The organism is Pseudomonas sp. P4_B4 (assembly GCF_056402255.1).
Genome location: NZ_JBFUHS010000021.1, coordinates 92,387 through 105,103, shown reverse-complemented (window position 1 = coordinate 105,103; position 12,717 = coordinate 92,387). Strand labels below are relative to the sequence as shown.

Here is a 12,717-nt window from a genome sequence, read left to right as displayed (position 1 = left end):
GCCTCCGACACTTAGTCCCCCGTTTCGGAGCGCGCCATGCACAACAATAAGAACGTCACGCATCGTTTTCTGCCTGCCTTTATCGCCAGCCTGTCTGCCCTTGGCCTGAGCCAAGTGGCCGAGGCGGATATCATGCTGTACGACAAGGACCAGACCACGTTCTCCACCGACGGCTACATCAACGCCTTCTACGTGAACAGCGATGTCGACCGGGCCGGCGAGCAGTTCGACCGTCGGCAGTCACGGGTGAAGATGGGCTTTTTACCCAACTACCTGGGCTTCAACATGGGCAAGCAGGTAGACGATCTCAAGCTCGGTGCTCGCGCCTCGTTCTGGGTCACCATCAACGACAGCCAAACCAACGGCACCGACACCGCCATCGATGTGCGGCAGTTCTTCGGCACCGTGGCCAACCCGGAATGGGGCGAAGTGCTGATCGGCAAGGACTTCGGGCTGTTCGCCCGTTCCAACATCCTGCTCGACGAAATGCTCGCCGGTTACGGCCAGGTCAGCGATACGTTGGGGCTGGTGGATGGTGGCGGGGTGTCGTTCGGCAACATTGGCACCGGTTACCCGTACCCGTTCCCGACCTCGCAGATAACCTATCGCACCCCGGTGATGGACGGTCTGCGCGTGGCGGTCGGCATCATGGACCCGGTGGACACCAACGACAGCAGCCCGACGGGCAAGGCCTATCAGGAAAACCCGCGTACCGAGAGCGAAGTCACCTATCAGTTCGACCTGGCCGGGGCAAAGATCTACAGCTGGGTCAACGGCAGCTACCAGACCTCGGACAACACGGATTCCACGGTCGAGACCGTCACCTCCAAGGGTGTCGGTTATGGCGTGCAGGCGAAGATGGGCGGCTTGTCCCTCACCGGGTCCGGTTTCCAGGCCAAGGGCATCAACCCGTTTTTCACCAACAATGCCGGCGAGCCGACCCTGCGCAACGTCGACAGCGACGGCTACCTGTTGCAGGGCTCCTACAAACTGGGCAAGAACCGCCTGGCCTTGTCCTACGGCAAGACCAATGACGATGGCAACGGCGTGGTCGGCAGCGGCGCGGACTACGAGACCCGCGGCATCGCGTTGTTCCATGACGTGAACGACAACCTCAAGCTGGTGGCCGAGTACAACCAGTTCGAAATCAACGGCCACGACACCAGCGAGCAGAACGAAAACACCGACACCTTCGCAGTGGGTGCGGTGCTGACCTGGTAACCCCGGGAGGTGGCCCTGGCCGTGCGCATCGCGGCGAGGGTCACCAACCGTCTCATCCCATCGAAGCGGCTACCCGCTACCCAAGTAGCATTCGTCGCACCCCACAGACTTCGTACACTCGTGCCTCATACACACGCACCTGCGGGAGGTAAGGATGCAGCAGAGCGAAGGCGTCGTCAGTGCAATGTCCCAGGCCACCGATGCCCGGCAGGTCGCGCAGGAACTGGCACGACAGTTGTTGCATCCGCACCTGGGGTTCGTGCTGTTCTTCTGTTCCGCCGAGTACGACTTGCAGGCGCTGGGCCAGGCCTTGCAGCAAAGCTTCGGCGGCATTCGCCTGGTGGGCTGCACCAGCGCCGGGGAAATCACCCCGCTGGGCTACGGGCGCAATTGCGTGACGGCGGTGGGCTTCGATCACCGGCACTTTTCCATCGCGATCGAGCTGATCGACCAGATGGAGCACTTCAGCCTGATCGACGCCCAGCAAATGGTCGAGCGCCTGGTCAGTGGCTGTCGCAGCAACACCCTGGCCCCGATCAAGGGCAACAGCTTTGCCCTGACCCTGCTCGATGGCCTGTCCAGCCGCGAAGAAATGGTCCTGGCGGCCTTGAGCGCGGCATTGGGCGACATTCCGCATTTCGGCGGCTCGGCCGGCGACGACAACTACCTGACCCATACCCATGTGTACTTCGATGGCGAGTTCCACAGCGGCGCGGCCGTGGTGGTGCTGGTCAATACCTGGCTGGATTTCGAAGTGTTCACCACCCACCACGTGCTGCCCCGCGCTGAGAAGCTGGTGGTCACCGGGGCCGACAGCACCTTGCGCCGAGTCTTCGAACTCAATGCCGAGCCGGCCGCCGCCGAGTACGCCCGGCACATCGGCGTGCCGGTGGCGCAGCTCGATCACCGGGTCTTCGCCGCGCACCCGTTGGCGGTACGGATCAACCAGCAGTACTACGTGCGGGCCATCCAGCAGGTGCATCCGGACCTGAGCCTGAGTTTCTACTGCGCCGTGGAAAACGGCATCGTCCTCACCGCCATGACCCCGGGCCCGATGCTGCCGAACCTGCAGAGCCTGTTCGAGGGGTTGCAGGAGCGCCTGGGCGATTTGCTGCTGACCATCGGTTGCGACTGTTTCCTGCGGCGTCTGGAACTCGAAGACGACGGCAGTCTTGATCAGATCGGCAGGTTTTTGCGTGAGCAACGGGTGATGGGTTTCAACACCTACGGAGAACAGTTCAATGGCATGCACATCAACCAGACCTTCACCGGCGTTGCCATTGCCCGTGGCCGTGCCCCAGGACATCGCTGAGCTGCAGGCCGAACTGGCCGGGCTGCGTCTGGAAAACCACAAACTGCAGCGCATCAATGGCGCGCTGATCGAGCGGGTCGAGTCCGGGGGAACCCGCGGCAACGATCCGTACGCGGCATTCCAGCATTCGGTGGTGCTGGCCGAGCAAGTGCGCGAACGCACCGATGCCCTGAACCAGGCCATGGCCGAACTCAAGGCCGGTAATCATCTGCTCAGCGAAGCCCGCCTGCGCGCGGAAACGGCGCATCAACACCTGATCGATGCCATCGAAAGCATTTCCGACGCCTTCGTGCTGTTCGACGCCGACCAGCGCATCGTGCTGTTCAACAGTCGCTTCAAGGCGTTCTGGAGCAATAGCCGGGTGCGGATCAACGCTGGCATGCGCCTGACCGAGGTCAAGCGGTTGATGATGAACAACGGCCTGTTCACCGAAGAGCCTCGGGGGCATGCCGACGAAAACCTGCTGTACCGCCTGCAGAACGGGCGCTGGCTGCAAGTCAGCGAGCGGCCGACCCAGGAAGGCGGGCGGGTGATCCTGTTCACCGACATTACCGACGTCAAACTCAGCGAAACCGTACGCCGTGAGCAGGCGGTGGCGCAGAAGTCGCATCTTTTGCAACGGGCGGTCGACAACCTGTCCCAAGGGGTGGCGATGGTCAGCGCCGAGGGCATCCTGGAGTTGTGGAACCGGCGCTTCCTGGAGTTGAGCGGCCTGGCGCCGGTGGCGGCCCATCGCCCGTTTGCCGAAGTGATCGCCGACAGCGAGCTGAACCTGCTGACCCCGGCCAGTCGCGATGGCAACGGACGACCGGTCCGCGAATGCGAGCAGCGCCTGTACGATGGCAGGGTCCTGGAAATCCGCACCCATCCGTTGCCCACCGGCGGTTTCGTCAACACCTTCACCGACATCACCGAGCGCTACCAGCACGCCGAGGCGCTGAGTGAAAGCGAACACTGGATCCGTCTGATCACCGATCACGTACCGGCATTGATTGCCTACCTCAATGCCGACCTGGTCTACGAGTTCACCAACAAGGTCTACGAAGAGTGGTACTGCTGGCCGCGAGGCGTGATGCTCGGCCAGAGCCTGCGCGAAGTGCACAGTGAACAGCATTACCAGCGGCTGGAGTCCTACGTGGCCAGGGCGCTGTCCGGCGAGAGCGTGACCTTCGAGTTCGCTGAAACCAACGTCAACAACCAGGAGCGCTACATGCTGCGCTCCTATGTGCCCAACCGTCTGGCCAGTGGCGAGGTGGTGGGGATTTTCGTGCTGATCCGCGACATCACCGAACGGCGGCGCACCGCCGAGGCGCTGCATCAGGCTTATCAGAACCTGGAGCTGCGGGTACGCGAGCGCACGGCGGAATTGACCACCCTCAACGACCAGCTGCTGCGCGAGATCGATGAGCGTCGCCTGGTCGAGTCACGCTTGCGCGAAGCCAAGCAGGAAGCGGAGCAGGCCAACCTGTCGAAGACCAAGTTCCTCGCCGCCGTCAGCCACGACCTGCTGCAACCGTTGAATGCCGCGCGCCTGTTTACCAGTGCCTTGCTGGAACGGCGCGAGCCGATGTCCAGCGAGATTCTGGTGCGCAACGTGAGCAATTCCCTGGAAGACGTGGAGAACCTGCTCGGCACCCTGGTGGACATTTCCAAGCTCGATGCGGGGGTGATCAAGGCCGACATTGCGCCGTTCGCCCTCAGTGAACTGCTGGACAACCTGGCCGCCGAATACACCCAGGTGGCGCGCAGTGAAGGCCTGCAACTGCACTTCATCGGCTGCTCGGCGCTGGTGCGCAGCGACATCCAGTTGCTCGCGCGGATTCTGCGCAACCTGCTGAGCAATGCGATTCGCTATACCTACAGTGGCCGCGTGGTGCTCGGTTGCCGGCGGCATCATCAGTGCCTGACGATCGAAGTCTGGGACAGCGGCATGGGCATTGCCGAGCATCGCCTGGAGGAGATCTTCCAGGAGTTCAAGCGTGGTGACGTGCAGCGACCCGATCAGGATCGCGGCCTGGGCCTGGGCCTGGCGATTGTCGAGAAAATTGCCGGAATCCTCGGGCATCCCATTCATGTGCGCTCGTGGCCGGGCCGGGGCTCGATGTTCTCGGTCGAAGTACCGTTGAGCGCCACCGCGCCGAAACCTCAGCCCGCGTTGCAGATGAGCGAGCCGATGCTTGAGCGCCTGCGCGGTGCCCGGATATGGGTGCTGGACAACGACGCGACCATTTGTGCCGGCATGCGCACCTTGCTCGAGGGGTGGGGGTGTCGGGTGGTGACGGCGCTGTCGGAGGAGGACCTGGCGCGGCAAGTGGACAACTACCACGCCGAGGCGGACCTGCTGATCGCCGACTACCACCTGGATAACGATCAGAACGGTGTCGATGCGGTGGCAAGAATCAATGCCCGTCGTGCCTCACCGATTCCGGCGATGATGATCACCGCCAACTACAGCAATGAACTCAAGCAGCAGATCCGCGAACTGGGCCACACCCTGATGCACAAGCCGGTGCGGCCGATGAAGCTGAAGACGGCGATGAGTCATTTGCTTGGCCGGCCTTGAAATCTACGGTGCATGGGACGGCCCCTTCGCGAGCAAGCCCGCTCCCACAGGTACATCGCTGTCCTTGTGGGAGCGGGCTTGCTCGCGAAAGGGGCGCCGCGGTCTTACTGACTCAACGCCGCAGATAAGACCCGAAATCAATATCCCCGGCACTCAGGATCGCTTGCACCCGGTTGTGCACGTTGAGCTTGCGCAGGATTGCCGAGACGTGGGCCTTGACCGTGGTTTCGGCGATTTCCAGGGTGTAGGCGATCTGCTTGTTCGATTCGCCCTTGGTCATGCGTTCCAGCACCTGCAGTTGCTTGCGGGTCAGGGCCTGGAGCAGTTCGGGCGGGAAGCTCGGGGTGTCGTTCATCCGCCGGTGGGTACTGCTTTTGCCGGTGCGGATGATGTCCGGGGGCAGGTAGACATTGCCATTGAGAATCTGCTGGATGGCATCGGTCATCTGGGCGCGGGGTGAGGACTTGGTGATGAAACCCACGGCACCGTAGGTGATGGCTTGCAGCACGATCTGTTTGTCTTGCTCGGCGGAGACAATCACCACCGGAATGGTCGGCGCTTCGTTACGCAGGTTGATCAGGCCATTGAGCCCGTGCATGCCGGGCATGTTCAGGTCGAGCAGGATCAGGTCCAGGTCGTCGTGTTCCTGGGTCAGGGCCAGGGCGCTGTCCAGGTCGGCGGTTTCCATCACTTCGCTGCCGGCAAAACCGTCGCTGATGACGTTGTGGATGGCTTCGCGAAACAGCGGGTGATCGTCGGCAATCAGGATTTTGTACATGGCCTTTCACCTCATTATTTTGATTATGGTGTGGCAACAACACGCACGCGTAAAGCTCAGGGAAAGGGTTCTGGCCGAGCTGGCGAAACCGGCAGATTGGCCGCTTGCCAGGCGTCCAGGCCATCGCGATACCAATACAGAGTCTTATAGCCCATGGTGGCTGCGCGCTTGACCGCATTCCAGCTCAACCAGCAGTCGGAGCGGCAGTAGAAGACCAGCGGTTGCGTCGGGTCGCCGGCGGTCAGCTTTTTCAGGTTGCCGGCGAAATAGTCCTGCCATTGCGGCGTCAGGTCGCCGTCCCCGGTATTGGCCAGCCAATGGCTGCCGGGCAGGTTTTCATGGGGCTGGTCTTCGATGAATTGCCCTTGCAGCCACTGACGGCGGTAGACGTCGATCAGCACCGGGCGCGGGGTTTGGTTGAGCAGGGTTTGCAGGGCGGGGGTGTCGACGATGGTTGCGCCTTGCAGCTGGTCGGGCGTCGGGCTGCGGTACAGGCCGATGCGATAGCCGTCGGTGGAGAACAGCGCTGTGTCGGCCTGCGCGGTGCTCAGCAGCAGACCCAGGGACAGGGCGGCGAGAGCAGGGCGCAACAGGCAACGTCGGGCACGTGGCATGGGTTAAGTCCTTATAGTTATGGACCTATTACATGCCAGTCGGGGGGCGTTGGGAATGCGACGATAGACAGGGAAACCAGTACTAAAGTAGTAATTTCACCCTGTTCAATGAAGATCCCCTGAGGGGTAATCAGCTGGATTTGCGCAGGGCCGCATGCTGCGGGTTGAAGGTCAGCACGGCGAGCAGCGCAAACAACAGCGTCAGCCCCGTGCACACCGCCAGAGCCAGGGGATTGAAGCGTTCATACAGGGCAAAACGCACCAGCTCCACCGCATGGGTGAACGGATTCACCGCGCACAGCCAATACAGCCACTCGCTGGCCTCGCGCATCTTCCACAGGGGATACAGCGCCGACGACAGGAAAAACAGCGGGAAGATCACGAAATTCATCACCCCGGCAAAGTTCTCCAGCTGACGGATCGCGTTCGACAGCAACAGGCCCAGGGCGCTGAGCATCAACGCCACCAGCAGCAGGGCCGGCAACGCCATCAACAGGCCCATGGCCGGTGGCCGCACGCCGTAGACCCAGGCAATCGCCAGGAACGCATACACCTGCAACAGCGAAATCAGCGACGTGRCCAACAGTTTGCTGCACAGCAGAAAGGTTCGGGGCAGGGGGCTGGTCAGCAGCACCCGCATGCTGCCCATCTCGCGGTCGTAGACCATCGACAGTGAGCCCTGCATGCCGTTGAACAGCAGGATCATGCAGGCCAGCCCGGGAATGATGTAGACCTCATAGGGGATGTAGGTGTCGTAGGGCTCGATGATCGCGATCCCCAGCGCTGCGCGAAAACCGGCGGCGAACACCAGCAGCCACAGCAGCGGCCGCACCAGGGCGCTGAGAAACCGCGTGCGTTGCAGCACAAAGCGCAGCCATTCGCGCAGCACGATACCGCTAAAGCATTGCCAGTAAGCGTTCATTGGGCAGCTCCTGATGTTGTCAGGCGGGTGAAGGCCGAACCGAGGTCACCGCCGTGTTCCAGGCTCAGGGCATCGGCCTGTCCGCTGGCTACCAGCCGGCCTTGATGCAGGATCAGCAAGTCATCGCTGGGCTGCACCTCGTCGAGCAAATGGGTGGTCCAGAGCACGCTGATGCGCTCGTCGCGACACAGGCTGCGGATGTGCTGGTTGAGCGCCAGGCGACTCGCCGGGTCGAGGCCGACACTGGCTTCGTCGAGCAGCAACAGGCGCGGCTCATGCAACAGGGCGCGGGCAATTTCCACCCGGCGACGATGGCCGCCATTGAGTTCGCGTACCCGTTCGCGGCGGCGGTCGGTCAGGGCCTGGCGGGCCAGTTCGGCGTCGACCCGAAGGTCGGTCTGACGCCGGGACAGACCATGCAATGCAGCGTGATAACGCAGGTTCTGTTCGACGCTGAGGTCCAGGTCCAGGGTGCTTTGCTGGAACACCACGCCCAATTGCCTGAGTGCCGGGCGTGCCGCGCTACGCAATGAACAGCCACCGACGCGGATCTCGCCTTGCTGCAGATCATAGAGCCGGGTCAGCAGGGCAATCAGGGTCGACTTGCCCGCGCCGTTGGGGCCCAGCAGCGCGGCGAAGCGCCCGGGCTCCAGGCTGAAACTCACCTTGCGCAAGGCCTCTCGGGCGCCGTAGGCAAAGCTCAGGTCACTGACTTCAAGGGCGTTCATGGCGTCACCACCACGCCCCAGGGATAGCGCCCGACCTTCACCGATTTACTGACCTTGAGGCTGTCGACATCGATCACCGAGACATCGCCGCTGACGCCGTTGGTGGCCAGCAATTGCTTCTGATCCGGGGTGAATGCCATCTGCCAGACCCGTCGACCCACCAGCAGGTAATCGAGAATCTCGAAGGTCTTGGCATCGATCACCGCCACATGATTGGCCGGGCCCAGTGCGACGAAGCCGTACTTGCCATCGGCGCTGAGCTTGATGCCGACGGGCTGGACCTTGTCGGGGTGCACGCCCTTGATCTGGAAGTTCAGGGTCTTGAGCACGGTGCGGCTGGCCACATCGAGAATGGTCACGGTGCCGCCGATTTCCGCCGAGGCCCAGAGCTGTGCGCCATCGGGGGAGAACTCGACGAAACGCGGGCGCTGATCCACCAAGGTGCTGTCGTCCAGGGTCTGGGTGCTGGTGTCGATCCAGTGCAGCATGTTGGTGGTCTCGCTGGTGTTGACCGCCCACTTGCCGTCAGGGCTGACGGCCATGCCTTCAGGTTCGACGCCGACGTTGATCTGGCCGAGCACCTTGGAAGTCTCGGTGTCGATCACCGTGACCAGCGCATCGTCTTCGTTGGAGACGTACAACCAGCGATTGTTCGGATGCAGGGCGAATTGCTCGGGGTCTTTGCCCGAGGGCAGTTCCTTGATGATCTTGCGCGTGGCCACGTCCATCACCTGGACCCGGTCCGAGTCACTGGCGCAGATGTACAGCAGCTTGTTGTCATGGGACAGCAGCAGGCCGCGGGGACGCTGGCCGACGGGCAGGGTGTCGGTGACTTGCAGGGTCTGCAGGTCGATCAGGCTCAGGCTGTTGTCCTTTTCGTTGGAGACCCAGGCAGTGCTGGCAACGGCATGGCCAGCGGCGAGCAGCATGATGCAAGAGAGCAGGGTGCGGCGCATGGCGGATTCCTTGTTGTTGTGATTTTCGGATCAGGGAAAACGGCAGCTGACCTCGGGTTTGTCGTAGCCCAGGCTGTCCATCTCATTGAACGGGTGCAGAAAACCATCTTGGGGTGAGGTGCTGACCAGCGCCCGGGGCTGGACGATGGGAATCGGCTGGCGCAACTGGCCGTTCCACGGCCGATAGCTGAGCTTGCGGCCCTTGAAACCATCGAGGGGCAACTGGTCGCTGATTTCCAGCGTACGGATCGCCATCGGCTCGGCCTGGCGCAGTTTGCTCACGGCGCTGGCGATGCTGCGCACGGCCATCCAGGCGGCGAAATCGCGGTCATTCATCCAGCGCCCGGTCAGGGCTTCGAAGCGTTTTTGCAGCTGCGCGGCGCCGTAGGTTTCCACGGTCTTGTGCCAGCCCACCGGGGTCAGGCCCTGGGTGCCGGCGACCGGGCGCGGGTACCAGGTCTGGTAGGGCACGTATTCACCGAAGTCGCCGCGTTCATCGGCCACCAGTACCACGTCGTACTCGGCGGTCTGGGTGAACAGCGGCATGTCGGCCTGGGCGCTGCGGCGTTGGTCGTTATCGAAGCTCCAGGGTTTTTCCGCCACCAGTTGCAAGCCAAAGCGCTTGGCCCCGCGGCGCAGGGCGGCGGCATAGGCTTGATCGTCCGGCGTCGGGCCGACAATCAGCAGCGCCCGCTGCCATTTGCGCAACACCAGAAACTGCGCCAGTGCATCGGCGAGCATCGCGCGGCTCGGCAAGGTGTGCAGTACGTTCGGCAGGCAATCGGTGGTGCGCAGGCTGTCATCGGGGCTACCGGCGTTGAACAGCAAACTGTCGGGCAGTGCCGCACTCAATTGGCGCAGGCTGGTGGCGGGGGCATTCACCACGAACAGGCGCAGGCCTTGTTCATGCTGCACCTTTGCCGCTTCGAGCAAGGCCTCGGGGCTGTCGACACTGGCGCTGACCAGGCTGTAGCCGTGGTTGAGAAAACGCCCGGTGCTGTTGCTGTCGGTGATCGCCAGTTCGGCGCCGCGCAGCCCGGCATCGATGGGCTCGGGGATGACGTTCGACAGCAACGGGCCGGGGTCGGGGCGATAACCCAGGTAGCCGATCCGCACCTGCAAGGGCGCATCGGCGGCCTGGCTCTGGGTGGCCAGGCCGGCGGCGCAGGCAATCGCCAGCAGGTAGATCAGGGCGTAAGGGATGAGCAGGCGCATAGGGCACTCCATTACAGGTAGCGCCAGCATAGGAAGGCTGTGGTGCAGTGAAAATATGCAGAAAGTACCGAAGGGCCAGTACCAAGGTAGTAGCCCGCCACGCACGGCGCGGTTCTGGCATGGGCAACCACGGCCCGCGTCCCGTGTCCACCGATTGCCTTACGACCAAGGGAGTAGGCGGCGACCACCAAAGCAGCATGGGGTCTGGGCGCAGGGCTTTCTAAGATGGCTGCCATAGCCTCTGCCAAGAGGTTTTGCGTGCAATCCAGAGGGCATAACAATGACAACAAAACGCAACGCCTTGCTCGTGACCGGGCTATTGGCCAGTTTGATCAGCGCAGGTTCCGTCTGGGCCCACGGCAACGTGGTGCCACAGGCCGTGGCCACCCCGGGGCTGACCCCGATCAAGGACGCCGGTGTGCAACTCGATGCCGATGGCTGGGCCGCGGTGAACCCGTATCGCACCGCTGCGGAACACGACAAGGCAGTGGAAATCGGTGCCTCGGCCTACACCCAGAACTGCGCGGCCTGTCATGGCCTGGAAGCCAAGTCCGGCGGTATCGCCCCTGACTTGCGCATGCTCGATGTCGGTGAGGCGGGCGATGAATGGTTCGCCGAACGGGTGCGCCATGGCGCCGTGCGCGACGGTCGGGTGTACATGCCGAAGATGGCCGACTACCTGAGCCAGGAAGCCCTGTGGGCGGTGCGCACTTATCTGGACTCTGTGCACGTCGAGGAGTGACCCATGCGCCTGCTCGCGGTGTTGATCAGCGCTCTGTGGCTGTGCTGCCAGGCGGCGCAGGCGCAGGTTCGCAACTACGACGAAATGATCGCCGCCGGGGAGCTGAAGGTGGCGGTCTACAAGGACTTCGCCCCCTACAGCTTTGAAAGCGCCGGAAAGCCCCAGGGCGTCGATGTCGAACTCGCCGAAGCCCTGGCCAAGGCGCTCGGCGTGCGTCTGACACTGATCTGGGCACCGGCCGGGGAAAAGCTCGATGACGACCTGCGCGATTACATCTGGCGTGCCAGTGCCTTGCACAACCAGCAACTGGCCGACCTGATGATGCGCGTGCCTTATGACCGTGACTACGCGCAGAAGCGCAACGAGTTCGGCGAACTGGTCAACGGCCAAGTGGTGATGTTCGGTCCGTACCAGAACGAGCAATGGCAGGTGGCCTATGACCGCCGGCGGCTGGACAAGGTCGCCAGCGTCGCGGTGTTCGAGCAGCACCCGATTGGTGTCGAAGTCGACAGCGTGCCGTCGTTCTACCTGACCTCGGTGTTCAACGGCATGCTCGCCGGCAAGACCCATCACTATCCCGGCGTGCCCCAGGCGTTTGCCGCGATGAAGGCCGGCGAGGTCGACGCGGTGATGGCCATGCGCGGCGAAATCGACTGGCAAGTTCACGAAGCGGCCGACCCGCAAGTGGCGCTGGCAGAAAATGCCTACCCGAACATGGGCAAGCAGCTCTGGGAAATCGGCATGGCGGTGCACGAAAGCAACCGGCAACTGGCCTATGCCGTGGAAGAGGCTCTGGAAAGCCTGATCCGCGAGGGTTCGGTGAAGACCATCTACGGCCATTACGGCCTGCAATACGACGTGCCCGAGATGTATCAATAAGGAGCAGGCGATGAAATGGCGAGGGAGTTGTCTGTTGGCTTGCTGGTTGAGCCTGGCGGCACAGGCTGGCGCTATCGATCCTGGCAAGGACCCGGTGCCATCGGTGATGTGGGCCTTCTATCAGCAGCAGTTTCTGGGCAATGCGCCGTTCGTTTTCGATGAGCGAGTCAAGTTGCTGGCGCCGCCGTTTGCCGAAGATGCCCGGCAGGTGCCGCTGGAAATCGACGCCCGGGCGTTCAAGGGCGAGGTGGTGAAAATCCTCGCCTGGGCAGAGCTGAACCCGTTGCCGAAAATCATCGACTTCCAGCCGCTGGATTCGGTTTTGCCCTGGCTGTCGTTGCGCATTCGCATCGAACAGGCCACGCCCTTGCGCGCGGCGGTGTTGACCCGTGACGGGTTGTGGCATGTCGGTTCGACCCTGATCGACGCCGCCGGTGGCGGCTGCACCGCGCCGAGCGTGGTGCGGACTCAACCGGGCTGGGAGGAGCACATCGGCGAAGTGCTCGGCGGGCGCTATCCCCGGGGTGAATTCAGCCGCTTGCGGTTGCAGGTGGCCCATCCCATGGACAACGGCATGGTCAGCGGCATTCCGGAATTCTTCATCAACCATGCCGAGCTGCGCGACCACAACGAGCAAGTACTGGCCCGGCTGGAGCTGTTTCCCGCAGTCAGCGAAAACCCCAACCTGGCCTTCGACATTGAAGGGGCAGGGCAAACGCGCCTGCTGCTACGGGACAACAGCGGCAATGAGTTCGATGCGTCGATCCCCTGATCTCAAGGAGCGTGG

12 protein-coding genes are annotated in these 12,717 nt (G+C 62.8%); 6 read left to right on the top strand and 6 right to left on the bottom strand.

Going from position 1 to position 12,717, the window contains the following annotated elements:
* The first annotated feature begins 36 nt into the window (after window positions 1-36).
* The 3 genes from AC1DVE_RS21030 to nahK all read left to right on the top strand — a co-directional run bounded on the left by AC1DVE_RS21030 (window position 37) and on the right by nahK (window position 5,096).
* Window positions 37-1,221 (top strand): porin, encoded by a 1,185-nt coding sequence (locus tag AC1DVE_RS21030; protein ID WP_223533918.1) that lies wholly within the window; start codon window positions 37-39, stop codon window positions 1,219-1,221.
* Between the two features lie 154 nt (window positions 1,222-1,375).
* Window positions 1,376-2,533, top strand: coding sequence for a nitric oxide-sensing protein NosP (nosP, locus tag AC1DVE_RS21025; RefSeq protein WP_223455977.1), 1,158 nt, complete (start codon window positions 1,376-1,378; stop codon window positions 2,531-2,533).
* On the top strand, window positions 2,463-5,096 hold the full coding sequence (nahK, locus tag AC1DVE_RS21020) for a hybrid sensor histidine kinase/response regulator NahK/ErcS' (protein ID WP_223455976.1): 2,634 nt from the start codon (window positions 2,463-2,465) through the stop codon (window positions 5,094-5,096). The genes nosP and nahK overlap by 71 nt, the downstream gene beginning before the upstream one ends.
* 112 nt (window positions 5,097-5,208) lie before the next feature.
* Here nahK and AC1DVE_RS21015 read toward each other — a convergent pair whose 3' ends face one another.
* The 6 genes from AC1DVE_RS21015 to AC1DVE_RS20990 form a co-directional block, all read right to left on the bottom strand.
* Entirely contained in the window at window positions 5,209-5,874 is a 666-nt protein-coding gene (locus AC1DVE_RS21015; protein WP_046037303.1) for a response regulator transcription factor, read from the bottom strand.
* A gap of 56 nt (window positions 5,875-5,930) precedes the next feature.
* Entirely contained in the window at window positions 5,931-6,488 is a 558-nt protein-coding gene (locus AC1DVE_RS21010; RefSeq protein WP_223455975.1) for a PQQ-dependent catabolism-associated CXXCW motif protein, read from the bottom strand.
* A gap of 130 nt (window positions 6,489-6,618) precedes the next feature.
* Complete coding sequence (locus AC1DVE_RS21005; RefSeq protein ID WP_477784163.1) at window positions 6,619-7,410, bottom strand: ABC transporter permease; 792 nt, start codon at window positions 7,408-7,410, stop codon at window positions 6,619-6,621.
* Window positions 7,407-8,138, bottom strand: a complete 732-nt coding sequence (locus AC1DVE_RS21000) for an ABC transporter ATP-binding protein (RefSeq protein ID WP_223455973.1) — start codon at window positions 8,136-8,138, stop codon at window positions 7,407-7,409. Before AC1DVE_RS21000 ends, AC1DVE_RS21005 begins: the two co-directional genes overlap by 4 nt.
* The gene (locus AC1DVE_RS20995; protein WP_223535941.1) at window positions 8,135-9,094 is read right to left on the bottom strand and encodes a YVTN family beta-propeller repeat protein; all 960 of its coding nucleotides are present in this window, start codon (window positions 9,092-9,094) and stop codon (window positions 8,135-8,137) included. Before AC1DVE_RS20995 ends, AC1DVE_RS21000 begins: the two co-directional genes overlap by 4 nt.
* Before the next feature lie 30 nt (window positions 9,095-9,124).
* Window positions 9,125-10,309, bottom strand: a complete 1,185-nt coding sequence (locus AC1DVE_RS20990) for an ABC transporter substrate-binding protein (RefSeq protein WP_223455972.1) — start codon at window positions 10,307-10,309, stop codon at window positions 9,125-9,127.
* A gap of 280 nt (window positions 10,310-10,589) precedes the next feature.
* Between AC1DVE_RS20990 and pedF the strand changes: the two genes are divergently transcribed.
* The 3 genes from pedF to AC1DVE_RS20975 are packed head-to-tail and all read left to right on the top strand — an operon-like array spanning window position 10,590 to window position 12,702.
* Window positions 10,590-11,051, top strand: a complete 462-nt coding sequence (gene pedF / locus AC1DVE_RS20985) for a cytochrome c-550 PedF (RefSeq protein ID WP_223455971.1) — start codon at window positions 10,590-10,592, stop codon at window positions 11,049-11,051.
* A gap of 3 nt (window positions 11,052-11,054) precedes the next feature.
* Window positions 11,055-11,930: a substrate-binding periplasmic protein gene (locus AC1DVE_RS20980; RefSeq protein WP_223455970.1), complete on the top strand. Its 876-nt coding sequence runs from the start codon at window positions 11,055-11,057 to the stop codon at window positions 11,928-11,930.
* Between the two features lie 10 nt (window positions 11,931-11,940).
* A complete protein-coding gene (locus AC1DVE_RS20975; RefSeq protein WP_223455969.1) occupies window positions 11,941-12,702 on the top strand; it encodes a quinoprotein dehydrogenase-associated SoxYZ-like carrier in 762 nt (253 codons plus the stop codon).
* Window positions 12,703-12,717: the final 15 nt, after the last annotated feature.

Excerpts from the sequence above, each read along its gene's own strand:
- nosP (WP_223455977.1), top strand. The coding sequence starts at position 1,376 with ATGCAGCAGAGCGAAGGCGTCGTCAGTGCAATGTCCCAGGCCACCGAT.
- AC1DVE_RS21010 (WP_223455975.1), bottom strand. The coding sequence starts at position 6,488 with ATGCCACGTGCCCGACGTTGCCTGTTGCGCCCTGCTCTCGCCGCCCTG.
- nahK (WP_223455976.1), top strand. The coding sequence starts at position 2,463 with ATGGCATGCACATCAACCAGACCTTCACCGGCGTTGCCATTGCCCGTG.
- AC1DVE_RS21015 (WP_046037303.1), bottom strand. The coding sequence starts at position 5,874 with ATGTACAAAATCCTGATTGCCGACGATCACCCGCTGTTTCGCGAAGCC.
- AC1DVE_RS20980 (WP_223455970.1), top strand. The coding sequence starts at position 11,055 with ATGCGCCTGCTCGCGGTGTTGATCAGCGCTCTGTGGCTGTGCTGCCAG.
- AC1DVE_RS20995 (WP_223535941.1), bottom strand. The coding sequence starts at position 9,094 with ATGCGCCGCACCCTGCTCTCTTGCATCATGCTGCTCGCCGCTGGCCAT.
- AC1DVE_RS21000 (WP_223455973.1), bottom strand. The coding sequence starts at position 8,138 with ATGAACGCCCTTGAAGTCAGTGACCTGAGCTTTGCCTACGGCGCCCGA.
- pedF (WP_223455971.1), top strand. The coding sequence starts at position 10,590 with ATGACAACAAAACGCAACGCCTTGCTCGTGACCGGGCTATTGGCCAGT.
- AC1DVE_RS20975 (WP_223455969.1), top strand. The coding sequence starts at position 11,941 with ATGAAATGGCGAGGGAGTTGTCTGTTGGCTTGCTGGTTGAGCCTGGCG.
- AC1DVE_RS21030 (WP_223533918.1), top strand. The coding sequence starts at position 37 with ATGCACAACAATAAGAACGTCACGCATCGTTTTCTGCCTGCCTTTATC.
- AC1DVE_RS20990 (WP_223455972.1), bottom strand. The coding sequence starts at position 10,309 with ATGCGCCTGCTCATCCCTTACGCCCTGATCTACCTGCTGGCGATTGCC.